Below are 23,673 nucleotides of genomic sequence, written 5' to 3'. Positions count from 1 at the left end.
AAGTCCAGCAATGGATTCAGCTGACTGGTACTAATAGGACGAGGGCTTGACTTAAATTAGTTAGCAGCATGGCTGCTAACTACTAACATGCAGTCTTTCTTCTGTGAAGTTTTGAAGGAACATATTTATATGTACTTCTAAAAAACTTTAATCCAGTGGCGATAGCTGTGGGGTTCCACCTGTTCCCATACCGAACACAGTAGTTAAGCCCACATACGCCGAAAGTACTTGGTTGGAAACGGCCTGGGAGGATAGGTAGTTGCTGGTTGAAGAAAAACGCACTCATTTTATATGAGTGCGTTTTTAATATCTTGCGCTTTGCGAGATTGGTGAGAATGCTTCAGATGCTAGGCACGACAATAAGCAGGGAACCAAATCTTTGTAAACGATAGTGAGCAAGAAGATTTGAGTGATTCGCTTAGTTAGAGTGAAACGATAACATCCTTTACCTAGTACATCAGTACGTGAAGTGAGCGCGCGCAGGAGTAACGACGCAGATGGGGTATTATCGCCAGTCGAAGTACCGAACACAGTAGTTAAGCCCATACGCCGAAAGTACTTGGATGGAAACGTCCTGGGAGGATAGCACAATGCCACTGCTGCGGCACACCTTTGTGTCCTTTTGAAGAGTATTGAAGGGTTTCCATAAGAACATAAAGAATTGTATTATAATATAGATTACGGGTTAATCATACTTGTAGATACATAGTAATAGATCATTAAGACACAGGTATAGCTTAACTATTTGATCATTGAATATCAGGATAAATGCGAATGACAGGAAGGTGAGTTAATGAATAAAAAATTATCATTAATTATGGTTACCGTTGTTATTACAGCGTTATTTATTTCAGGATGCTTTAGCAAGACAAATTCCTCTAATGTTTATAAAGAAACTCAATTTCTTATGGACACAATTGTTGAAATTACTGCTTATGGTCCAGGAGCAGAAGAGGCAGTGAAGGCTGCTTTCGCTGAGTTCCAGCATTTGCATGCTTTAACGAATAATTTTGATGATAATAGTCAAGTTTCGAGAATTAATCAAATGGCAGGTAAGGAAAAAGTTGTTGTTGATCCTGAATTGGTAAAAATTATTAAGTTCTCCCAGGATGTATCAGATAAGCTTGGCGGTTCTTTTGATATCACCGTTGGTCCCCTCACGAAATTATGGGGAATTGGTCATAAGGGGGAGTATGTACCAAGTCAAGCTGAGATTGATAAGGTTTTGCCATTGGTCAATTATCATTTAGTTGAGGTAGATACGGCTGCTAATACGATATATTTGCCCAAGACAGGCATGATGCTTGATTTAGGTGCCATTGCCAAAGGATATGCTACCGATCAGGCTGTTGAACTACTGAAAGCCAAAGGAATAACATCTGCTCTAGTAAATGCTGGCGGGGATGTACGGGTTATTGGTAATAAGCCTGATGGTAAACCATGGAGGATTGGTATACAGCATCCTCGCGATCCAGATGGTATTAGTGCTAAGCTGGCTTTGACGGAATGGGATACTATGGAGACATCAGGAGATTATCAGCGGTTTATGATGAAGGATGGCATACGATATTCACATATTCTAGATCCGCGAACAGGATGGCAGCCAAGGGAAGTGTCAAGTGTAACGATGGTTAATTCTAGTTCTACCTATGGAGATGTTTTGAGTAAACCTATTTTTGTTCTAGGAGTAGAAAAAGGGTTAGAACTGCTAAAACAATTTCCCGGCAATGAAGCTGTCATCGTTACTTTGGATGGTAAGATTATTATTACTCCTGGTCTTGAGGGAAAGATAGAACTATCTTCTGATACAGATAAAAAATAACGAATGATTACTTTTTTTGTCGGTATAAAGAGATAGGTTGTTGAACAATGTGAAAAAAATGCTGATTGGATGGGGGAGAGGACTAGCAATGGATGAGTTATGTAGAGAATTGTCAGAAGCGTTAGCTGTTAATGTAGAAGGTAAAGCTGGTTATAATGATTTCTTTACTGCAGCGGTGCTGGTGCCTCTTATCGTCCAGGATGGTGAATTAGCTATATTGTTTGAGGTACGTTCTACACAATTATCTTGGCAGCCTGGAGAGATTTGCTTTCCAGGAGGGCGTATTGAAAAGGAAGATGGATCAGCTTTAGCTGCTGCTGTACGGGAAACGCAAGAAGAACTTTCTTTAGCAGCAGCAGAAATAAAAATTCTAGGAGCATTAGACGAAATCATAAGTCCTATAGGAGTAAAGTTGTATCCTTATGTAGGTTATCTTTCGCCTCTTCAACCGATTGTACCTAGCCAGGATGAAGTTGCAGAAGTATTTACCATACCTTTACGATTTTTGCTTGCCCATAAACCGATTGTCGCCCACATGGAAATGGGAACAAGACCTTTAGCCGATTTCCCTTTTTCCCTGGTTACAGGATACTCCGAAGAATGGCGGGCACGTAAAACGTACCAGGTTTCATTTTATAAGTATGGAAAGCATGTTGTTTGGGGATTGACTGCCCAAGTTTTGCAGGAATTTCTAGAGATTTATAAGACTATCGATGATAAATAATAAAAATCCCTCTGTAAAGAGGGATTATTTTTAAATTAAGTAAATATTAGCTTATCTGCCTATAACAAATTGTACTCGTATAGTTCTAATAATTGGTAGCAATACGCCAATTTTGACCATGGATAATTAGATTATAGATTTCAGTCAGGGTTTGGAAAATAGTTGATCGCTTTACTGTAAGTTTTTTGGTAAGCAGTGAGATTTTAAACCAATGACCTTCCCGGGAAAGCTGATAAATCGTGTTATTAATCTCTAAACGAATGATTTTGCTAGGGGATTTACTAAGAGCATCTTCCAGCGTTTTTACAGCATGACCGTCAAGTGGAGGCATGGCTTGAATAAGATCTTTTTTCAATTATCAACACACTCCCTTTACTACTTGAATAAAATGTAGCTGTAAGCATTATATCATTTTAGTATAGAAAGTGTATAATGGATTTTTGCCTAGAAAACAGGGTTCTTTGGCTTTATAGTGCAATGATCTCATTGTGTCTATCTTATTTGCAAAATTCTGAGTTTTTATTAGGACAACCATCCAGTAAAGAAATTATATAGTGTATAAAATTGACAGAATTTGTTTGGGATATATTGTGTAGAAAAGGCTGAATATAAAGCAATTAGGGTATCTTTTTATAAGTGTAGCTGATATACTGTAATAGTTTTAAAGGGTGTATATCTGGAAGAGACTTTTAGACGATTTTACTTTAGAGGAGGATGAATTCGTGGAGAAAAACAAAAAAGGGATAGGACTTACAACTCAAATTTTTATTGCTCTTATACTAGGTGTTGTTTTCGGTTATATTTTCCCTACCTATGGACAAGCATTAAAGCCCGTTGGTGACACTTTTATTCGTATGATTAAAATGATTGTAGTACCTTTGATTTTCAGTTCATTAATTATGGGTATTGCAGGTACTGGCGACTTCAAAAAGCTGGGTCGTTTGGGTGCAAAAGCAATTATCTGGTTTGAAGTTGCTACGACGCTAGCTCTATTTGTCGGTCTGGCTGTGGCGAATATTTTCCAGCCAGGTGCAGGTGTCGCGATTGCAACAGGGGCGGATGTCAGTTCTGCAGCAGCAGCAGCAACGAAGACCATTGATATGACTCAAATGCTGGTTAATATTGTACCTACCAATGTGGTAGATGCTATGGGTCGCGGTGATATGCTGCAAATTATCTTGTTCTCTACTTTCTTCGGCGTAGCAGCTGCTGGCATGGGAGAAAAGGGTAAACCAGTGGTCACGTTAGCCATCAGCGTTGCTGAAATTATGTTCAAGTTTACTTGGTATGTAATGAAATTAGCTCCTATCGGTGTTTTTGCTTTGATTGCTTTTACTGTAGGAAAATTTGGTCTTGGAATGTTGATTCCATTGGCTAAGCTAATTGGGTCGTTGTATTTTGCTTTAGTGTTATTCATTACGCTATTGTTAGCTTGTGCTTCTGTAATTATTCGAATGAATTTCTTTCAATTATTACGAGCCATTAAAGAACCGATTCTTATTGCGTTTTCCACTGCATCCAGTGAGGCAGCCCTTCCAATTGCAATGGAAAAATTAGAAAAATTTGGTGTTCCAAAGCATATTGTTACCTTTGTATTGCCAACAGGCTATACATTTAATCTGGATGGTTCCACATTATATAGTGCATTAGCAGTTATCTTTATTGCACAAGTGTACCATATTGATTTCCCTCTTTCTACGCAAATGTTAATGTTAGTTACATTAATGATGTCAACCAAAGGAATTGCAGCAGTTCCAGGTGCATCTCTCATCGTTATTGCAGGTACTGCGGCGGCTTTTGGCTTACCGGTAGAAGGCATTGGCATCATTCTGGGCGTTGACCGTATCTTGGATATGGCTCGTACAGCCTGTAATTTGATTGGTAACTGTGTAGCTGCTGTAGTAGTAGCACGCTGGGAAAATGAATTACCAGATGAAGTGCTGCAAGTCGCTTATACTAAAAATTATGATGATTAATTCATTCTAAAAAGCAGAAATGAGATGGTGCCCACTTGGCACTGTCTCTTTTTGTTTTTTATGATTATAAGTTGGTATTAATATTTTTTGAATAAGAAAATTGCTCTTGCCAATACTATGAGTAAGGCAGGAAAAAAGCAGAATGGAATTTATAAAGCTGCTTTTTAGACTGTACTTAGTATAGCATTAGGAAAGGGTGACAATATTGCGTTATTCAAAGATTTTAACTAGTATTATACTGCTATGTTTTGTGATAATGGTAGTCGGACTTGCAGGTGGGTGTGGTAATAGTCCAGCACCTAAACCACTGCCAGGTATGCCGGATTCCACAGACAATCCTGGGGTTAATGGAGCAGGGAAGCTCATGATGCCACCGAGAATGATCATTGGCTATTATGAAAATCCTTGGCCAGGAACACCGGATAAAACAGGTTCTTTCCCAAGTATGAAAAGCTTTGCTAAAAGTATGACAGGTGTTGGTCCATTTTGGTATAAGGCAACCAAGGATGGCACTGTTGAAGCAAAAGACAGCCAACTGGTATATGATACTGCTAGAGATCTAAAACTTAAAATGTACCCTTTGATTACCAATAAAACTGGCTCTACAGAGGAATTACTAGGTAATCCAGAAGTTCGCAGTAAGGCCATCGATAATATTGTAAAACTAGTCCAAGAAAAGCAGTATGATGGTATTAATATTGACTTTGAATTATTACCGCCAGCACAGCGGGATAATTTAACTAGTTTTATGGCAGAGCTATATCCAAAAATGCAGGGCTTAAATAAAACGGTAATCATATCCGTATTTCCGCAAGTTGACGTAGCGGAGGATGTATCGGGAGCTTATAATTATCCTGAACTGGCTAAGAATGCTGATTTTCTGCAGATTATGACCTATGACAATCATTGGTCGACCTCCAAGCCAGGTCCTATTGCACCAATTGATTGGTATGAGAAGAATATTAAATATGCTATTGATAATTGTGGTGGACCACACAAAGTAATCATTGGTGTTGGTTTATATGGTTATGATTGGGTTGGTAAAGAAGGGGAAACTATAACCTATGTAGATGCGATTGTACGGGCCGAACAACATGACGCTAAAATTATGTATGATGAGACAGTGCAGGCACCTCACTTTTCTTACAAAGATCATGAAGTTTGGTTTGAAAATGACAAAAGTATCGCAGCTAAATTGGATATTATCGCAAAATACAATCCTGCTGGCATTGCACTATGGCGTCTGGGCCAAGAGCAGCCAGAAGTGTGGTCATTGATTGATAGTAAATTTCCTAAGAAATAAAAAAAATATCTGTCGAGCATGATTCGACAGATATTTTTTTTTGCGTATTAAACCAAGTGGTTGCAAGGATATCGTAAAAAGAATACTATAGTAAATAAGAATCCTATTTGGTTATTTTTAATTAGACAATACGGTTATTTATTCAAGTGGATTATGGAGAGAATATAATGAGTATAAAAGTCAAAATGGAGTTGGTTGCCAACTCAGGTATATTTATTACAGCTGGTGATAGTACCATACTGCTTGATGGTATATTTGGGGAAAATCCATTTTTTAGCCAACCTGTGAGTGAGATGCAAAAAGCTGTTTTTGGTATGGCAAGTAAATATAAAGATATTGATTATCTGATATTTACTCATAGACATATCGATCATTTTTCTTCCATGTATTTAGATGAGTATATTTCCAATAATGAAGTAAAAAAGGTATATATACCAAGGCTGAAGCAAGAAACAAATTCCTTAGAAGATAAGAGCTCGTTATTAAGCCGAACTTTAATAGAGAAAGTTGAAGAATATTATATTCCTTTTGGAAAATATCATAAAGAAGAACTCACCCAAAACTGTACTCTTACTTACTTCAGAAGCGTACATATGGGTGGTGGAGAATATCAAGACACTAGACATTATACAATCATGCTTACAATTGAAGAAAAAAACTATATATTTGCAGCTGATGCCGATTATATGGTGAAAAACTTTGAAGTTATTAAAGATATTCCTAATTTAACAGCTGTTTTCATTAATCCACTGTTCTTTACCAATACAAAAGGACAGAATATATTAGATAATTTGAAGCCGGAAAAAGTTGTGATTTATCACATTCCTTTTGAGGATGAAGATAAAATGGGTCTTAGGAAACTGGTTACAAGGGACATTTTGAAATATAAAGATAAGCCATATAAAATTATAGCATTAACCGAAAAAGATCAGGAGATCTAACAAATGATTTCGTATGAATCTTTTTCCAGTGGGCTTTGAATTACTGGTTGTATCTACTCGAGAAATTCCCGCTGAATGGGCTACCAGACCATATTTAAACTAATGAGATGTCTAAGCTTCCTTCTTTATATTGGGATTTCTATGTTATATGAATGAGGTGTGAAACATAAAAATCTTGACCTTTTATGTTACATTTTGTTATACTTAAAAGCAAGCCTCCCATGCGGAGGCTTGTTTATTGATTTTTTATCTGCAGTTTTTGAATTTAATACTTGGTATATGAGAATATTTCCAGGTAATAGAAGGGAGTTGCGCACTATGGTAGGACTGGAAAAAAGATTGGCTGAACAAAGGCGTGGTAAGGGAAGATCCGTTATAGCTGTTCTAGGTATTTTATTAGCAGTATTAGCAGTAGCTGGCGCGTCCTATGTTTGGTTTAGCGGAGGAATTGAACAAAGTAAAGAAAAGGGGAGCATTGTAACTCCTCAAAATAAAATTAACATTATGGTTATGGGCGTTGACGAACGTAGTGATGATACCGGGCGTTCTGATACGTTATTTGTTGTTACCATTGACACAAATACGAAAGATGTTGCAATGCTCTCTATTCCCCGAGATACGAGGGTAAAAATTTCAGGACATGGTTGGGATAAAATTAACCATGCTTATGCCTATGGCGGCCATAAATTAACGCAGCAGGCTGTCGAAGGTTTGTTAGGAATAAAAATGGACCATTATATTACAATTAATATTGCAGGGTTTAAAAAGATTATTGATGCCGTTGGCGGTGTAACCATTGATGTGGAAAAAAGGATGTACTATTCCGATCCTTATGATGATAATGGGGAGGATCATGGTCCCTTCGTAATTGATTTACGGCCAGGTGTCCAACGTATGGATGGTCGTATGGCGATTCAATATGTACGTTATCGTGATGAAGAGGGCGATATTGGCCGAGTTGAGCGTCAGCAAAAGTTCTTAAAAGCATTAATGAAGGAAGTCGCTAGCCCATCCGTTATTACTAAGATACCTGCTATTGTTCGAGAGGTAAATAGTGTAGTAAATAGTGATATGTCTACCACGGAAATGCTTAATCTTGCTAAAACCTTGAATGATGCATCGAAAAATGGGCTGAGAACAGACATGGTACCAGGAAAACCAGCATTTATTAATGAGATAAGTTATTGGCTGCCTGATGTAATGGCTCTTCGCAAGCACGTAGCTCAAACCCTTGGTGTGGCTATGGAAGAGAAATATGTTGCTACGACACAAAAAGATGTAAGTGAATATGAGACTTCCATTCCAAAAGAAATGAAAGTAATTGAAACTCCGAAGGTAACTAAAAATGCAGTTCCAGAGAAAAAAACGACTCCAGATAAATCGAAAAAAGATGATAAAAATGACAAAACTGATACTTCAGCAGATGCAGGCAAGTCTGTTAGTAAGAAAGTCAATTCTGATAAAGTAAGTGTGGAAGTGGTGAATGCCAGTGGCATGGCGGATGCAGGTGATAGAATTGCCGCGATCCTTCGTAACCGCGGATTTGAAGTTGCGGGTGTGACGAATACAGCAAATGCATATAAAAATACAGTGGTTATTTCTAACACTACAGATAGTACAGTCGTTAACAAATTAAGCTCGCTGCCTTTTAAATACTCATTGCAGATTACAAAAGACGAAGGTAAGGCGATTGATGCAGTGGTTGTGGTTGGTAAAGATTATACAGGTAAGTGATGATTCATAAAGTAGCCCATTAGGGCTATTTTTTTTGTTTTGCGGGATACTATGTTATACGAAAATCAATTGTTAAAAAGGAGTTAACCTATGTGGATTACAGAAAAGTCTCGCAGAATGAATATTATGGTATGGATCATTGTGGCAGTGGTTGGTCTTTTAATATTGCGTTTGGCCTGGATGCAGTTAGTACGTGGTCCACAATATAAGAAAGTAGCAGAAGAAAATCGCATACACCAAATTACTGAGCAAGCCCCACGAGGGAATATGTATGATCGTAATGGGGCTTTACTTGTTACCAATCGTCCTAGTTTTGCTGTTGCTATTATTCCAGCAGAATATAGCTATGATTCTGCGAAGACAGCTGCATTAGCCAATATGATTGGTATTTTACCTGAGACTATTGAAAAAATGCTAAAGGATGGGGAAGAGTCACCTTATATTCCGATAATCGTGAAGCGAGATATTGATCCTGTATTGCAAGCCAAGATTTTGGAGAGAAAGGATACTTTAGCTGGGGTTGTCATTAGCGCCGTTCCTGTAAGGCAGTACATATACAAAGATTTAGCAGCTCATGTGCTGGGATTTCTGGGCAGCATAAATGAGGAAGAATATGCTAAGCACAAGGCACAAGGATATAAACCTACGGATTTTATAGGAAAGGATGGTTTGGAGCTGGAATGGGAGGATGTATTACGGGGGATCGATGGTGGTTTACAAGTAGAAGTCAATGCCTTTGGAGAAGAAGTGCAAAGGATTGGTGAGAAGAAGGCTATATCAGGGAAGGGATTAATTTTGACCCTTGATGGAAATTTACAGAAAGCTGCACAAGAAGCTCTAATGCAGCAGATTGAAATAAGCCGTAATATAGGGCAGCCAGCTAAAGGAGGGAGCGCCATTGTTCTAGATGTTCATACAGGAGGTGTTTTGGCAATGGTTAGCTCTCCAGCCTTTGATCCTAATTTATTTGCCAGTGGTATTAGCAGTAAAAACTGGGGCGAATTGATCAATCATCCTGATCATCCTCTTACGAATAAAGGAATACAAAGTACCTATCCACCAGGTTCTGTTTTTAAAATTATTACAACAGCTGCAGCCTTGGATATGGGTTATGTAACGAAAGAGGAAGTATTTGAGGATAAAGGATTCTATATCCTAGGGGGATGGAAATTTTATGGCTGGAAGACGGAAGGGTTAGGAAAGCTTACGATTGTTGATGCTATAGCATGGTCAAGCGATCCTGTTTTTTATGAACTAGGCCGCCGTATGGGCATTGATAATTTAGCCAGTTATGCATTAACCTTTGGATTAGGAAAGAAAAGTGGTATTTTGCTGCAAGGGGAAGAAGAAGGATTAGTACCCACAGAAGGATGGAAACAAAAGAATTATGAGCAGCCATGGTATCCTGGAGAGACGATCATTGCTGCGATTGGGCAGGGTTATTATCTAACAACGCCCCTGCAGCAGGCACTACTACTAATGGCAGTTGCCAATGATGGAGAAATCTATCGACCGATGTTAGTGGATAAAATCGTAGATGACAATGGAGCGGTAGTTAGAAGCTATCAGTCGGAAGTTGTTCATACTATTTATTTAAAGTCGGAAACATGGGATATAATTAAGAGTGGCTTAGTCGCTGTTACAACGAAGGGGACAGGGGCAGGAGTCTTTCAGGGAGTTACTCCAACGGTGGCTGGAAAAAGCGGCTCAGCGGAAACAGGTACTGGTACGGTTCATTCTTGGTTTGCATGCTATGCACCGGCCCAAAATCCTGAAATTGCAATTGCTGTACTAGTAGAGGAGGGCGGTGAAGGCTCTACTGCTGCAGCACCTGTTGTGCGAAAGATAGTAGAGGCATATTTTGGTGCGAAAGAAAAGCTGGATTCAGGTGGCGCTTAAGAGGAGAGTGTTCTTTGTGCCTCTGTGGTTCGGTTATGTTTTATTGATTTAAAGGGCGCATAGCGTTAAAAATTTAAAGTGAATCTTTGTACTTTCTAATAGAGGAATATTACATTTTTAGTGCGAATTATGCTAAAATATGAAGGATGTGAAAAATGTGCCCTGTTACCCGATAAACTTACAAATTGACGGTCGGTCTTGCATGGTTGTTGGCGGCGGGAGTGTGGCCCAACGTAAGGTTGGGGCGCTTTTGGCTGCTGGCGGAATGGTTACGGTAGTAAGTCCTGCCCTTACGAAGCAGTTGGCTTCCTTAGTAGAGGACAAGAGTATTATTCATATTGCTCGGTCTTACCAGCAGGGTGATGTTAATGGTTTTTTTATTGTAATTTGCGCTACCGATAGTAACGCAGTAAATAAATGGGCTGCTGAGGAAGGTATGGGTGCAGGTGCTCTTGTAAATGTGACGGATGCACCTGAGCTTGGTAATTTTAGTGTGCCATCCCAGATTTCACATGGAGATTTGCTGCTTACGATCTCTACTGGTGGTAAAAGCCCAGCGTTAGCAAAAAAATTACGTGAGGAATTAGAAGAGCGTTATGGCCCGGAATATGGAATCTATCTTGAGTTGGTGGCTAAAGCACGAGAGCAGATAAAAGAGCAGCTTTCGACAGTAAAAGAAAGAGAATCCTTTTGGCGAAGGACCTTGGATCAGGAAGTAATTATCTTGCTTAAGGAAGGTAAGATAAAAGAGGCGGAGGCTAAGATTAAAAATGCAATTGGTTGTACTAGGACTCAATCATAAGACAGCATCGGTAGATGTGCGGGAATGTTTTACTTTTTCTGAGGATAAGATTAAAACGGCATTGAATCATCTTCATGAATATGAAGAAATTAGCGAATGTGTATTACTGTCTACCTGTAATCGCACAGAGATGTATGCTGTAGTAGATGATGCGGAAGATGGATTTCCGGTAATGCAGCAATTTTTGCAACGAATATCCGAAAGCACTCTTGATATGGAAGACTTCTTTTTTTATGTGGAAGAAGATTGTATTGAACATTTATTCCGGGTATCGGCAAGTCTTGATTCTCTTATTATAGGGGAAGGTCAAATTTTAAGTCAGGTAAAGAAGGCTTATTCAGTAGCTAGGGATGTTGGCACTACAAGTACAGTACTCAATACGTTATTTAACAGAGCCATTGCTGTGGGTAAGAAGGTTCGCAGTGAAACCCGAATCGCCCATAGTGCAGTGTCTGTCAGCTATGCCGCTGTAGAGCTAGCTAAGAACGTTTTTGGTAATTTATCTGCTTCCAATGTGTTATTGCTGGGGGCGGGACAAATGGGTGAACTTACAGCAAAGCATTTAGTAGGAAATGGTGTCAAAACGGTAATCGTTTCCAATCGTAAATACGAAAGAGCGGTAGAGTTGGCTGAACAATTTCGAGGAGTAGCCGTACCCTTTGAAAGTTTTATGAAAAGTGCTGTGGATGCTGATATTATTATTACTTCTACTGGTGCTCCTCATTACGTGATACGTGCCTGGGATGTGGCTCATTTAATGCCCAAGCGTCAAGGACGTCCTATAATTATTATTGACATTGCTGTACCCCGGGATGTGGAACCTGAGGTATCTGCTATTGCGGGAGTACGTTTATATAACATTGATGATTTGGAAGCGGTTGTAGAGTCCAATGTTCGTTTAAGGGAACAGGAAGCTGAATTGGCTGAAGAAATTATAAAAAAAGAGTTAGAGGAATTGATGATTAAATTCCGTTATTTATCACTTCGTCCTGTTATGGCACGTTTGACAGATAAGGCAGAAAAAATTCGTCAGCGAGAGTTGAAGCGAGCGCTGACAAAATTGCCTGATATTACAGCAGATGAACGTAAGGCCGTGGAAAATATGTCGAAGATGATTATACGTAAAATGTTAAGAGATCCTATGGTTTGCATTAATGAGGGAGCCTGTACACATAAAGAACAGTTCTATTTAGATGCAATACTGGATTTGTTTAAACTTGATACAATAGGAGAGGGCAGACATCGTGAAAAGAAAAAAAATTACTATCGGTACGCGGGGCAGTAAGCTGGCTCTATGGCAGGCAAATCATATTGCTGACTGTATAAGAGCTCAGTATCCTGATGTGGATGTAGAGCTGCTTCATATTGTAACTACTGGTGATAAAATTTTAGATGTACCTTTGGCTAGAATTGGCGGTAAGGGTTTATTCACCAAAGAATTAGAAACGGCAATGTTGGATGGGCAAATCGATTTGGCCGTGCACAGCTTAAAGGATATGCCAACCGAGCTGCCAGAGGGATTGCTGCTGGCTGCTATTACTGAGCGTGTGGACCCTGGGGATGCTTTTATCAGCCCTAACTATGGCACCGTTGACAATTTACCAAAAGGTTCCAGGGTCGGGACTTCAAGTTTAAGGCGAAAGGCACAGCTGCTTAAATATCGGTCAGATCTTAAGATTGGTGACCTACGGGGAAACCTGGATACCAGGCTAAAAAAATTAGAGAATGGCGAGTTCGATGGGATTATCTTAGCCGTTGCTGGTTTAAAGCGTTTGGGCTGGCAAGAGAAAATTACTCAAGTATTGCCCCAGGATATTTGTTTGCCAGCAGTGGGACAAGGGGCTTTGGCTATTGAGGCGCGCAGTAATGATGCAGAAGTATTACAGATGCTTGCTTTTTTAAATCATCAGGAGACTCGCTGGGCTGTAGAAGCAGAACGGGCGTATTTGGCTGAAGTAGAAGGCGGTTGCCAGATTCCCATTGGTGTGTTCGGGAGAATAGAACAAGCGGTATTAACGTTAGAAGCGGCTATCTTGTCAGTGGATGGAGCGCGTCAGATTCGACAAACCATTAGTGGGAGTCCTCAGGATGGCAAGAAGCTTGGTCGTGATTTAGCACAACGGATGCTCGGCGAGGGTGGACGAGAGATTCTGCAAGAACTAGAAGTAAATCATTAATGGTTCAAAAAGAACGCAATATGTTCTTTGCTATCATCTAGAATATAAATTACGTTCTAACAGGAGGAGAAAATAATGAGGCAAGGAATTGTTTATTTAGTAGGAGCAGGTCCGGGGGACTATAAGCTCATTAGTGTGAAAGCCCTCGAATATATACAGCAAGCAGATACGATTGTATATGATCGATTAGCAGATGATCGATTGTTGTCGACAGCTAGAGAAGATGCAGAGCTTATTTATGTAGGCAAGGCTTCTAGTGATCATACGATGCGTCAGGAAGATATTAACCAGCTGCTAGTGGATAAAGCAAAAGAGGGTAAAAATGTAGTGCGACTGAAAGGCGGAGATCCTTTCGTCTTTGGGCGGGGCGGTGAAGAAGCACTAACCTTAGTAGAAAATCATATTTCTTTTGAAATTGTACCTGGGATAACCTCAGCCATTTCAGTACCTGCTTATGCTGGCATTCCTGTCACCCATCGAGGGATTGCGACTTCATTTGCGGTAATCACTGGACATGAAGATCCTACTAAGCCGGAATCAACGATTAAGTGGTCACATATATCTACTGGGGTAGATACCTTAGTATTTTTAATGGGAGTAGAAAATCTGCCTCATATTACATCCAAACTGATTGAGCATGGCCGCTCGGCAAATACACCTGCTGCAGTGATTCGCTGGGGAACGAAACCTGAGCAGCGGGTTTTAGTCACGACGGTAGGGAACGCTGCTGAGGATGTGGCAAAAGCAGGAATCAAGCCGCCAGCTATTTTTATTGTCGGCGAAGTTGTAAAATTGCGTGAACAGTTGGGCTGGTTTGATCAGCGTTTGCTGTTTGGGAAAACTGCATTGGTTACTCGTGCAAGAGAACAGGCCAGTGTCTTAACAGGTCAATTAGAAGCTTTGGGAGCACAATGTATAGAAGCACCAGCCATCAAACTGGTTCCGCCAGAGAGCTATGCTGAACTGGATGAATCAATTAAAAAATTAACGACGTATGATTGGCTGATTTTTACCAGCGTTAATGGTGTTGAATATTTCTTTAAGCGTTTACATAGCATGAGGAAAGATAGTCGGGCTTTAGGCAGCATTCAGGTTGCTGCCATTGGTGCACAAACAGCAGCAAGGCTAAAAGATTATGGAATTTTAGCAGACATTGTTCCTTTGGAATTTAGAGCTGAAGGTATTGTTGCTGCAGTGACTGGCAGGATTCAGCCAGGTATGTCAGTGCTTATTCCGAGAGCGTTGGTAGCAAGAGATCTTTTACCGGAAAAATTAGGAGAAATGGGAGCAAGGGTAAATGTCGTTCCTGTCTATCGCACTCTTACTGGGGATACGGATGGTAAGATTCTATCAGAAAAGCTAAAAGCAGGAGATATCGATCTTGTAACATTCACCAGCTCCTCTACAGTAACCAATTTACTGAATTTATTAGGAGACCAGGGAGCGGAACTCTTAAAAAATGCCAAGATTGCGTGCATTGGTCCGATCACTGCCGGCACGTGCTTGGAACATGGCATTACTCCGGATGTGATTGGTGAGGAGTACACGATTCACGGTATGATAGAAGTCATTAAAACGCTATATGAGGAGGCTCAAAAATGAGTTCTTTGCTTCGTCCGCGACGTCTTAGAGCTTCTGCCGGAATACGACAGTTAGTTCGGGAAACAACTCTTGAGGTTGGTAATCTAGTATATCCTTTGTTTGTGGTTCCAGGAAATCAAATACGCAGGGAAATTTCTTCTATGCCAGGTGTTTTTCATTTGTCTCCCGATATGGCAGTCAAGGAAGCCGCTGAGGCATTTTCCTTAGGTATACCGGCAGTTATCATTTTCGGTCTTCCTGAATATAAAGATGCAGAAGGATCAAGTGCCTGGGATATGAATAGTCCTGTGCAAAAAGCAATGAGTCTGATTAAGGCGGCGTTACCTGAAATCGTAGTGATTGGTGATGTATGTCTGTGTGAGTATACCAGCCATGGTCATTGCGGCTTGCTGAAAGGTCGAGAGGTTGATAATGACAGTACCTTGGAATTACTGGCAAAAACCGCTGTGAGCCAGGCGCAGGCAGGCGCTGATATCATAGCGCCTTCTGATATGATGGATGGACGTATATTAGCTATTCGCAATGCGTTAAATGAAAGTGGCTATAGCAATGTATCAATTATGTCTTATGCCGTAAAATATGCATCTGCTTATTATGGACCATTCCGTGACGCTGCTGATTCAGCACCGCAATTTGGTGATCGCAAAAGCTACCAAATGGACCCGGCTAATAGTCGGGAAGCCATGCGCGAGGTCGAGTTAGATATTGCAGAAGGTGCAGATATTATTATGGTGAAACCAGCCTTGGTTTATTTGGACATTGTTCGTCAAGTTAGGGATCGTTTTGATTATCCTTTGGCAGTTTATAACGTAAGTGGTGAATATTCCATGGTTAAAGCTGCAGCAGCCCAAGGATGGATTGATGAAAAGCGTATAGTGATGGAAACACTGGTTAGCATGAAACGGGCCGGGGCGGATATTATTATTACCTATCATGCGATGGATGTTGCCCGCTGGTTAAAAGAGGAATAAGAATAGAGACAATAAACCACCTTATTATTTTTAGGAGGTCTACTCATGGCATTTCATTTAAATAAATCGACTGAAGCATTTAATGAAGCAAAGCAGTATATACCAGGGGGCGTTAATAGTCCTGTACGTTCCTTTCGAGGTGTTGGCGGAACGCCGCCTTTTATTGCGAGGGCTGCAGGCAGCCGCTTATATGATATTGATTCGAATCAATATATTGATTATGTTGGATCATGGGGTCCGATGATTTTAGGTCATGCTCATCCTGCGGTAGTAGAAGCCTTAGTTCAAGCTGTGTCTAATGGAACAAGTTATGGAGCACCTACTCTTTTAGAGACTACCTTGGCTAAATTAGTGCAGCAGGCCGTCCCTTCTATGGAATTGATACGCATGGTGAATTCAGGAACAGAGGCTACCATGAGTGTATTGCGTTTAGCAAGAGCGTATACCAATCGCAGCAAAATTGTTAAATTTATTGGCTGCTATCATGGACATCATGATAGTCTGCTGGTAAAGGCAGGGTCAGGGGCGGCTACCTTAGGTGTACCTGACAGTCCTGGCGTATCTGACGCTGTTGCCGGTGGAACGATTTCCGTAAATTATAATGATATATCAGCTCTGACAGAGGTCTTTTCTCAATATGGCGAAGAAATTGCTGCCGTCATTATTGAACCTGTTGCCGGCAACATGGGAATGGTGCTGCCGCAAGAAGGATACCTGGCAGCCGTACGTGACATTACTCAGCGATATGGTTCTTTGCTGATATTTGATGAGGTTATGACTGGTTTTCGTGTGGCTTACAGCGGAGCACAGTCAGTGTTCGGCATAAAACCAGATTTGACTTGTTTAGGAAAGATTATCGGCGGCGGTTTGCCCGTAGGTGCCTATGGCGGCAGGCAGGATATTATGGAGTTCATTTCTCCTGCTGGCCCTGTATATCAGGCAGGTACACTAAGCGGCAATCCGTTGGCAATGACAGCAGGGATTACCACTCTTACCCTCTTGTCGCAAACACCTGGACTGTATGAGAAGTTAGCTGAGAAAACCAAAACTTTATGTGCCGGAATTCGCGCTCAAGGCGAGAAGTATGGTTTTACATTGCAGTACCATCAGCTTGGTGCCATGTTTGGCATGTTCTTCACAGACCAACCTGTATATGATTATGAGAGTGCGAAACAATCGGATATTGGTGCATTCAATACCTTCTTTCATGAGATGTTAAAGCAAGGCGTATATATGGCACCGTCTCAATTTGAAGCAGGATTTATGTCTGCTGCTCATTCGGAAGAAGATATTGCTGCTACGATTGCAGCAAGCGGTTATGCTTTTGCTAAAGTGGCAGAGTACCATAAAAACAATAAATAACATACTGAGATAATGAATAACCCTTCGTAAAAGGGCAGTGCTGAAACGAATGTTTTGGCACTGCCCTTTTTCTTCCCGTCTTCGCGGTTCAAAAGTTCTTATTGTTTTAATAAGCTTTTTTGATTTCAATTTTATAAGCTTTCAATTTTCGATAAAGTGTGCTTCTATCCATTCCCAGTAATTTAGCCGCGCGGGTTATGTTGGAATGGCATTGTGCTAATGCATCAGCAATCCGTTTGTCTTCTGACGGCAGAGGGGCATTGTCTACTGGAAGGTCATCGCTCACTATGGAAGGTAGTTCTGTTTCATCTTCTCTGTCATGCCAATATTTTTTTATAACATCTTCGGTAATCCATTTTTCACTGGCGATGACCACCAATCTTTCTATGAAATACTTTAATTCCCGAACATTCCCTGGCCAGGAATATCCGGATAGATAGTTATATCCAGAATCAGAAATATCCAACTGTTTAAAATGTCGTCTTTTATAATATTCCAAGAAATGATGTGCAAGATATTGTATATCATTTTTTCTGTTGCGTAATGCAGGCAGCGTCATGGTTAGTACTTTAAGTCGATAAAAAAGATCTTGCCGAAATTGTCCTTCTTTAATAAGTCCCGCTAAATTTTTATTAGTAGCTGCAATAATCCTCATATCAACGGGTATGTATTTGTCATCCCCGAGACGCATGACCTGCTTTTCCTGCAGCACACGAAGCAAGCGACTTTGAGCGTATTTATCCATTTCTGAGATTTCGTCAAGAAAAATGGTGCCCGTATGAGCCATTTCAAATAAACCGGGTTTTCCTTTTTTGGTTGCGCCCGTAAATGCTCCTTCTACATAACCGAATAATTCGCTTTCAAGTAAGTTTTGCGGCAAGGCCGCACAGTTGACAGCAACAAATGGTCCATTTTTTCGTTGGCTTTCGTTGTGTATGCTTTGGGCAAACAACTCTTTTCCTGTGCCGGATTCTCCTGAAATTAATACGGTGGCATCGATTAAAGACATTTCTTGTGCAATTCGCTTAATTTCAATCATCTGAGGTGAGACTCCTAATAGATCGGTGAAGTGGTATTTAGCAATGAATTTCCTGGTGATTAACTCGTTGCGGATTCTCGCTTCCATTTCCTGAATGCGGGTGACATCCTGGAAAGCGATGATTGCACCAATGATCAATTGATCGACGATGATAGGTGCAATGTGCCTTTTCGATTGGTACTTTTCCTGCTGTGATTAAAGAGTCACTTATCTTATTGGGATTGAAGCGGGACCATGCATGGAGCCAGCAGGGGCCATGACTCATAGTGAAAGAGAGCAGCTTTCTAAGGTGTTAATAGAGATGGGATTGTTGAAATAAAGGATAGATTTTAAGGATGGGATAGTCCAAAGATAAGTAATGAATTAGGAGTGATGTTATATGGATCAGAAGAAAAAGGAAAGTAGTTCGTCTGCGCCGATTATTATTGAAATGCAGGTTATTCCTGTTGCAGGCCAAGATAGTATGCTCTTAAATCTCAGTGGTGCCCATAGTCCTTTTTTTACCCGTAATATCGTGATTCTAAAAGACAATGCAGGTAATACAGGCGTTGGAGAGGTTCCTGGAGGGGAACGCATTCGCCAGACGTTGGAAGATGCGCGAGAGTTGGTCATTGGCAAATCAATTGGTGTTTATAACAATATTCTTAATACCGTAAGACGGAGTTTTGCAGATCGAGATTCGGCTGGACGAGGGTTGCAAACTTTCGATTTGCGCATTGCCATTCATGTTGTCACGGCCTTGGAAGCTGCACTACTGGATTTGGTAGGCAAATTTCTAGGCGTGCCCGTTGCTGCATTGCTTGGTCAAGGGCAGCAGCGCAAGGAAGTGGAAATGCTGGGGTATCTGTTCTACGTTGGCGACCGCACCAAGACCGATCTACCGTATTTGAGTAATCAGGATGCAAAAAATGATTGGTACCGACTGCGCCATGAGGAGGTGTTAACTCCAGAAGCTGTTGTCCGGCTGGTTGAAGCTACTCATGAGCTTTACGGTTTTAATGACTTTAAGCTAAAAGGCGGTGTACTAAGCGGCGATCAAGAGATTGAAGCGGTTACGGCGTTGGCTGAGCGTTTCCCAAAGGCACGAATTACCATTGATCCGAATGGTGCATGGTCTTTGAACGAAGCAATTCGGTTATGCAGCAATAAGCATCATGTATTAGCTTACGCTGAAGATCCTTGTGGAGCTGAGAATGGGTATTCTGGGCGTGAAGTAATGGCTGAGTTTCGGAGGGCGACAGGACTGCCAACTGCTACCAATATGATTGCCACTGATTGGCGTCAGATGGGGCATACCATTCAGTTACATTCAGTGGATATTCCTTTAGCTGATCCTCACTTCTGGACCATGCAAGGTTCAGTGCGAGTTGCCCAGATGTGCCATGAATGGGGATTAACGTGGGGATCCCATTCTAATAATCACTTTGACATTTCTCTGGCAATGTTTACCCATGTGGGAGCCGCTGCGCCTGGTAAAATCGCAGCTCTAGATACTCACTGGATTTGGCAGGAAGGTCAAGAACGTTTGACCAAAGAGCCATTAAAAATAGTTGGTGGAATGGTAGCTGTTCCTGATAAGCCAGGTCTTGGAGTTGAAGTAGATATGGTGCAGATTGAGAAAGCACACAAACTCTATGTGGAAAATTGCTTAGGTGCACGGGATGATGCTATGGCGATGCAGTATTTGATTCCAAACTGGAAGTTTGATAATAAACGTCCTTGCCTGGTTCGCTAGAGGCAGAGACAAGGATAGGTTATTGGTAACCGTAAATTGAAAAATGAAGGAGTCAAGAAAATGAAAATTGGATTTATTGGACTAGGAATCATGGGTAAGCCTATGAGTAAAAACTTACTTAAGGCAGGCTATGAACTTATTGTCGTGGATAGGAATCAAGCTGCAGTAGATGAAGTGGTCGCAGCGGGAGCCAAGAGTGCTGCCACTGCAAAAGCAGTAGCCCAGCAGGCGGATATTATCATCACTATGCTGCCAAACTCGCCTCATGTAAAAGAAGTGGTTTTAGGTGAAAATGGTATATTAGAGGGAGCAAAAAAAGGCACTACCTTCATTGATATGAGTTCCATCGCTCCTTTGGTGAGCCGGGAATTGGCAGCGAAACTTGCTGAAAAAGGCGTAGATATGTTAGATGCTCCTGTGAGCGGCGGTGAACCTAAAGCGATTGATGGTACCATGTCTGTAATGGTTGGTGGCAAGCAAGAAGTATTTGATACCTGCTATCCTATAATGAAAGCCATGGCTGGTTCTGTTGTACGGACTGGTGAAGTGGGTGCAGGAAACGTGACGAAACTTGCCAATCAGGTCATTGTTGCCCTTAATATTGCAGCAGTTTCAGAGGCATTAGTGTTAGCCAGTAAAGCAGGAGTAGAACCGGATTTAGTGTACCAGGCAATTCGCGGTGGTTTAGCTGGAAGTACGGTTCTTGATGCCAAAGCACCTCTTATGATGGATCGTAAATTTGATCCAGGATTTCGTATAAACCTTCATATTAAAGATTTAGCGAATGTATTGGAAACATCCCATGATATGGGCGTTCCATTGCCTCTTACTGCAGCTGTTATGGAAATGATGCAGGCTCTTAAAGTGGATGGCATGGGCGATGGGGATCATGGCAGTTTAGTAAAATATTACGAAAAGATGGCTAAAGTTGAAGTAAAACGCTAGCCAATGAAAAGAGGCCGCCTCAATATAAAATTGAGGCGGCCTTTTGCCATCTATCTCTGTGTTCTCTGTTCCTGGTGTGGTTCGATTCTGTTTTATATGTTCAGCCAGAATAGAAAAAAAGACAAAGATGCTGAAAAAACTTACTTATTTACTATTGAATTATTTGATGTGTTGTTTTATAATAATACTTACAGCAAATGTACTTGCTACAACTACATATGTTTTCCGAATGAAGTTTGCGGGAGAGTGGCTTAATAGCCCGCCGAAGGAGTAAAACTCTCAGGCACTCGGACCACCGAGTAGAACCGTAAATGGACGGGACTCTGGAGAGACTCTTATACAGGGCGCCGAAGGTGAAACACAGCAATCATATTGCTGACAAATCTCTCAGGCAAAAGGACAGAGACAAATTCGTAATATACAGGGATGATTTAGATCTCTTTATATTGTGATGCTGAAAACGCTTTTAGCGTATTCATTTGTTTATCCAGAGTCAAATCACTAAGTGATTTGACTCTTTGTTTTTTGATGCTTATTTTTCACTGAAAAAAGCATCAAAAGAATCACTCTCACCTAGTCTGACTTGTCTTTGCCTTAAGAAGAATCCAGAGTACATTAAAGATGTATTTTGTGCAGTTACATGATTAAAAAGGGAGACGATGATATGAGAAATTCGGGTTTGAAACTTGTGGTGGTATCTTTAGTGGTTTTAGTATTAGCAGGAATGTTGACAGGTTGTGGTGATTCTGCTTCCAAGGATATTAAAATTGGTGTTTTGAATGAAATGACTGGTGGTAATGCAACCATGGGTACCTCATCTGCCAATGGTGCCAAAATGGCAATTAAAGAGGCCAATGCGAAAGGCGGTATTCTTGGAAAGCAAATTCAGGCTGTGATTGCTGATAATAAAAGTGAACCTTCTGAGTCAGCCAATGCGATGACCAAGCTTGCATCTCAGGATAAAGTTGTGGCAGTAACGGGTATTTTTGCGAGCTCTAACGCAATTGCCACCTCTAGTGTGGCAGAGGCGACTAAAGTTCCCTTTGTTGCTGTAGGTGCGACAAATCCTAAGGTAACAGAGGACGAAGCAAGTGGTAAAGTTAAAAATTATACTTTCCGCGTGTGTTTTATCGATCCTTTTCAAGGCACAGTGGGGGCAAATTTTGCGTTGAACACGCTGCATTTGAATAAGGCTGTCATGTTAGTAGATAACAGCAGTGATTATAGTAAAGGATTATCTACCTTCTTCAAAGAGGCCTATATAAAAGGCGGCGGGAGTATTTTAGCGGAAGAAGCATATTTGCAAAAAGATCAGGATTTTAAGACCATCTTAACCAAAATAAAAGCGTTAAATGCTGAAATTATTTATATACCCGGCTATTATGAAGAAGTAGGAAAAATTGTGAAACAAGCTCGGGAAATTGGTATTACGGTGCCAATTCTAGGGGGAGACGGCTGGGATTCACCAAAACTAGTGGAGGTTGGAACTAGCGCAGCACTAAATAATACCTATTTTACCAACCATTATTCTGTGGATGATACCAGTGCTACTTCTCAAGCTTTTGTAGAAGCGTATAAAAAAGAATATGGTCAAGTGCCGGATGCGATGGCTGTACTGGGCTATGATGCGGCAAATATCATTATTGATGCCATTAAACGCGCCAATAGCCTTGATCCTGAAAAAATTCGTGAAGCTTTGGCTGGGACAAAAGACTATCCAGCAATAACAGGGAGCACAACATTAAATGCTACTCATGATGCAGTAAAAAGTGTTGTAATTATTGAAATGAAAGATGGCAAACAAGTGTTTAAAGCAACTGTTAAACCTTAGTAAATCGATCATTGTATTTCACCATCGGTAATTAAGATTGTCTAAGAACTGGGAAAAGATCATGCATTGATAGCATGGTCTTTTTTCAATATAAGGACGTATGAAATAATTCTGTTTTTTTTCACATTTCTTCTATTAGAGGCATACCATATATAAAAGATATAAAGCAAAAAGTTTGATCTGTTAAACTTTATATAGTATTTTCATTAAGGAGGGATAGTGTGGAAGAGGATAGAAAATCAAAATATTGCGATGGCTGCTGTGATCTTATATTTGAAACATTGTCAGCCAATCGGCCGCCTGCTATTGCTTTGTCATTTTGGCTGCAGGCCACCGCTACAGGTGAAATTTGTGGCAGAGGAAATGAAGGGCATATTCAAATATCGGCCCAAGGTTTAATCCCCCTTGGCGTATATACGGTGTTCTTTGTAACGGATCGAGGTGTCTGGCCTGCGGCTCCTTTAGGAGTGGTGTATACTTCCGATGGTTTTGATCCCAATCGCTTAATTGTAAATAGTAATGGAACTCTGAGCTATTATGTTGCTCCGCTGGATTATAATCCTCTGCGAGGGATTCCAACACCTAGCGGCTTGGCAAAAATTACAAGTGTCATCATTTCGTTTCATTCCAATCGCCTAACGAATGGAATCAGCTTAGGGCAGCCCAATCTGAATGTATTTACCCAGCTAACTGCTCCCATGTGCTCTACTCGTACTGAGTAAGAGAATGCGTGGGAAAGTTATTCATAATAGAGTGCCAAGATGCTATAAGTATCTTGGCACAATCTATTTTGATTATTGCTTGCTTTTT

Annotated in this window: 19 protein-coding genes, 1 rRNA gene and 2 riboswitches; of the genes, 18 read left to right on the top strand and 2 right to left on the bottom strand. The window is 40.8% G+C overall.

The window, feature by feature from the left end:
* Positions 1–151: 151 nt before the first annotated feature.
* The 3 genes from rrf (at position 152) to LMF89_RS16915 (ending at position 2,546) form a co-directional block, all read left to right on the top strand.
* Positions 152–268, top strand: a 5S ribosomal RNA gene (gene rrf / locus LMF89_RS16925).
* Between the two features lie 525 nt (positions 269–793).
* Positions 794–1,822 carry an FAD:protein FMN transferase gene (locus LMF89_RS16920; protein ID WP_229536124.1) on the top strand — a complete coding sequence of 343 codons (1,029 nt, stop codon included), beginning with the start codon at positions 794–796 and terminating at the stop codon, positions 1,820–1,822.
* Between the two features lie 49 nt (positions 1,823–1,871).
* Positions 1,872–2,546: an NUDIX hydrolase gene (locus LMF89_RS16915; protein WP_229536126.1), complete on the top strand. Its 675-nt coding sequence runs from the start codon at positions 1,872–1,874 to the stop codon at positions 2,544–2,546.
* A gap of 85 nt (positions 2,547–2,631) precedes the next feature.
* Here the strand turns inward: LMF89_RS16915 and LMF89_RS16910 are convergent, their stop codons facing one another.
* Entirely contained in the window at positions 2,632–2,901 is a 270-nt protein-coding gene (locus tag LMF89_RS16910) for a hypothetical protein (protein ID WP_007953925.1), read from the bottom strand.
* 367 nt (positions 2,902–3,268) lie between these two features.
* On the opposite strand from LMF89_RS16910, the gene LMF89_RS16905 reads away from it, so the two are divergent.
* The 11 genes from LMF89_RS16905 to hemL all read left to right on the top strand — a co-directional run bounded on the left by LMF89_RS16905 (position 3,269) and on the right by hemL (position 17,313).
* Positions 3,269–4,522 carry a dicarboxylate/amino acid:cation symporter gene (locus LMF89_RS16905; protein WP_229536123.1) on the top strand — a complete coding sequence of 418 codons (1,254 nt, stop codon included), beginning with the start codon at positions 3,269–3,271 and terminating at the stop codon, positions 4,520–4,522.
* A 196-nt stretch (positions 4,523–4,718) separates the two neighbouring features.
* Entirely contained in the window at positions 4,719–5,825 is a 1,107-nt protein-coding gene (locus tag LMF89_RS16900) for a glycosyl hydrolase family 18 protein (protein ID WP_229536122.1), read from the top strand.
* A 167-nt stretch (positions 5,826–5,992) separates the two neighbouring features.
* Positions 5,993–6,766: an MBL fold metallo-hydrolase gene (locus LMF89_RS16895; RefSeq protein WP_229536121.1), complete on the top strand. Its 774-nt coding sequence runs from the start codon at positions 5,993–5,995 to the stop codon at positions 6,764–6,766.
* Positions 6,767–7,084: 318 nt separating this feature from the next.
* Positions 7,085–8,500 (top strand): LCP family protein, encoded by a 1,416-nt coding sequence (locus LMF89_RS16890; RefSeq protein ID WP_229536120.1) that lies wholly within the window; start codon positions 7,085–7,087, stop codon positions 8,498–8,500.
* Between the two features lie 90 nt (positions 8,501–8,590).
* Complete coding sequence (gene mrdA, locus LMF89_RS16885; RefSeq protein ID WP_229536119.1) at positions 8,591–10,399, top strand: penicillin-binding protein 2; 1,809 nt, start codon at positions 8,591–8,593, stop codon at positions 10,397–10,399.
* 157 nt (positions 10,400–10,556) lie between these two features.
* The gene (locus LMF89_RS16880; protein WP_229536118.1) at positions 10,557–11,201 is read left to right on the top strand and encodes a precorrin-2 dehydrogenase/sirohydrochlorin ferrochelatase family protein; all 645 of its coding nucleotides are present in this window, start codon (positions 10,557–10,559) and stop codon (positions 11,199–11,201) included.
* On the top strand, positions 11,170–12,486 hold the full coding sequence (gene hemA, locus LMF89_RS16875) for a glutamyl-tRNA reductase (RefSeq protein WP_229536117.1): 1,317 nt from the start codon (positions 11,170–11,172) through the stop codon (positions 12,484–12,486). The genes LMF89_RS16880 and hemA overlap by 32 nt, the downstream gene beginning before the upstream one ends.
* Positions 12,446–13,378: a hydroxymethylbilane synthase gene (gene hemC / locus LMF89_RS16870; RefSeq protein ID WP_229536116.1), complete on the top strand. Its 933-nt coding sequence runs from the start codon at positions 12,446–12,448 to the stop codon at positions 13,376–13,378. Before hemA ends, hemC begins: the two co-directional genes overlap by 41 nt.
* Before the next feature lie 75 nt (positions 13,379–13,453).
* Positions 13,454–14,980 (top strand): uroporphyrinogen-III C-methyltransferase, encoded by a 1,527-nt coding sequence (gene cobA / locus LMF89_RS16865; RefSeq protein ID WP_229536115.1) that lies wholly within the window; start codon positions 13,454–13,456, stop codon positions 14,978–14,980.
* A complete protein-coding gene (gene hemB, locus LMF89_RS16860) occupies positions 14,977–15,951 on the top strand; it encodes a porphobilinogen synthase (protein WP_007953937.1) in 975 nt (324 codons plus the stop codon). The genes cobA and hemB overlap by 4 nt, the downstream gene beginning before the upstream one ends.
* 45 nt (positions 15,952–15,996) lie before the next feature.
* Entirely contained in the window at positions 15,997–17,313 is a 1,317-nt protein-coding gene (gene hemL, locus LMF89_RS16855) for a glutamate-1-semialdehyde 2,1-aminomutase (protein WP_229536114.1), read from the top strand.
* 106 nt (positions 17,314–17,419) lie between these two features.
* Here hemL and LMF89_RS16850 read toward each other — a convergent pair whose 3' ends face one another.
* Positions 17,420–18,352 (bottom strand): sigma-54 interaction domain-containing protein, encoded by a 933-nt coding sequence (locus tag LMF89_RS16850; RefSeq protein WP_229536113.1) that lies wholly within the window; start codon positions 18,350–18,352, stop codon positions 17,420–17,422.
* Positions 18,353–18,731: 379 nt separating this feature from the next.
* Between LMF89_RS16850 and gudD the strand changes: the two genes are divergently transcribed.
* The 4 genes from gudD to LMF89_RS16830 all read left to right on the top strand — a co-directional run bounded on the left by gudD (position 18,732) and on the right by LMF89_RS16830 (position 23,585).
* On the top strand, positions 18,732–20,087 hold the full coding sequence (gene gudD, locus LMF89_RS16845) for a glucarate dehydratase (RefSeq protein ID WP_229536112.1): 1,356 nt from the start codon (positions 18,732–18,734) through the stop codon (positions 20,085–20,087).
* A 36-nt stretch (positions 20,088–20,123) separates the two neighbouring features.
* Complete coding sequence (gene garR, locus LMF89_RS16840) at positions 20,124–21,032, top strand: 2-hydroxy-3-oxopropionate reductase (RefSeq protein WP_255711458.1); 909 nt, start codon at positions 20,124–20,126, stop codon at positions 21,030–21,032.
* Between the two features lie 229 nt (positions 21,033–21,261).
* Positions 21,262–21,337: riboswitch (glycine riboswitch) on the top strand.
* Between the two features lie 8 nt (positions 21,338–21,345).
* A riboswitch (glycine riboswitch) is annotated at positions 21,346–21,445 on the top strand.
* 251 nt (positions 21,446–21,696) lie between these two features.
* Positions 21,697–22,863 carry an ABC transporter substrate-binding protein gene (locus LMF89_RS16835; protein WP_229536110.1) on the top strand — a complete coding sequence of 389 codons (1,167 nt, stop codon included), beginning with the start codon at positions 21,697–21,699 and terminating at the stop codon, positions 22,861–22,863.
* Between the two features lie 221 nt (positions 22,864–23,084).
* On the top strand, positions 23,085–23,585 hold the full coding sequence (locus LMF89_RS16830) for a hypothetical protein (protein WP_007959960.1): 501 nt from the start codon (positions 23,085–23,087) through the stop codon (positions 23,583–23,585).
* The last annotated feature ends 88 nt before the right edge of the window (positions 23,586–23,673 follow it).

It is taken from the genome of Pelosinus baikalensis, assembly GCF_020819555.1.
Lineage (GTDB): Bacteria > Bacillota > Negativicutes > DSM-13327 > DSM-13327 > Pelosinus > Pelosinus baikalensis.
The sequence above is the reverse complement of the archived record's forward strand: the minus strand, read 5'-3'. Positions and strand labels throughout refer to the sequence as shown.

Bases quoted from the DNA above. Each gene is read 5' to 3' on its own strand.
- LMF89_RS16895 (WP_229536121.1), top strand. From the start codon at position 5,993: ATGAGTATAAAAGTCAAAATGGAGTTGGTTGCCAACTCAGGTATATTT.
- hemA (WP_229536117.1), top strand. From the start codon at position 11,170: ATGCAATTGGTTGTACTAGGACTCAATCATAAGACAGCATCGGTAGAT.
- mrdA (WP_229536119.1), top strand. From the start codon at position 8,591: ATGTGGATTACAGAAAAGTCTCGCAGAATGAATATTATGGTATGGATC.
- hemB (WP_007953937.1), top strand. From the start codon at position 14,977: ATGAGTTCTTTGCTTCGTCCGCGACGTCTTAGAGCTTCTGCCGGAATA.
- gudD (WP_229536112.1), top strand. From the start codon at position 18,732: ATGGATCAGAAGAAAAAGGAAAGTAGTTCGTCTGCGCCGATTATTATT.
- hemL (WP_229536114.1), top strand. From the start codon at position 15,997: ATGGCATTTCATTTAAATAAATCGACTGAAGCATTTAATGAAGCAAAG.
- LMF89_RS16890 (WP_229536120.1), top strand. From the start codon at position 7,085: ATGGTAGGACTGGAAAAAAGATTGGCTGAACAAAGGCGTGGTAAGGGA.
- LMF89_RS16835 (WP_229536110.1), top strand. From the start codon at position 21,697: ATGAGAAATTCGGGTTTGAAACTTGTGGTGGTATCTTTAGTGGTTTTA.
- cobA (WP_229536115.1), top strand. From the start codon at position 13,454: ATGAGGCAAGGAATTGTTTATTTAGTAGGAGCAGGTCCGGGGGACTAT.
- LMF89_RS16850 (WP_229536113.1), bottom strand. From the start codon at position 18,352: ATGATTGAAATTAAGCGAATTGCACAAGAAATGTCTTTAATCGATGCC.
- LMF89_RS16920 (WP_229536124.1), top strand. From the start codon at position 794: ATGAATAAAAAATTATCATTAATTATGGTTACCGTTGTTATTACAGCG.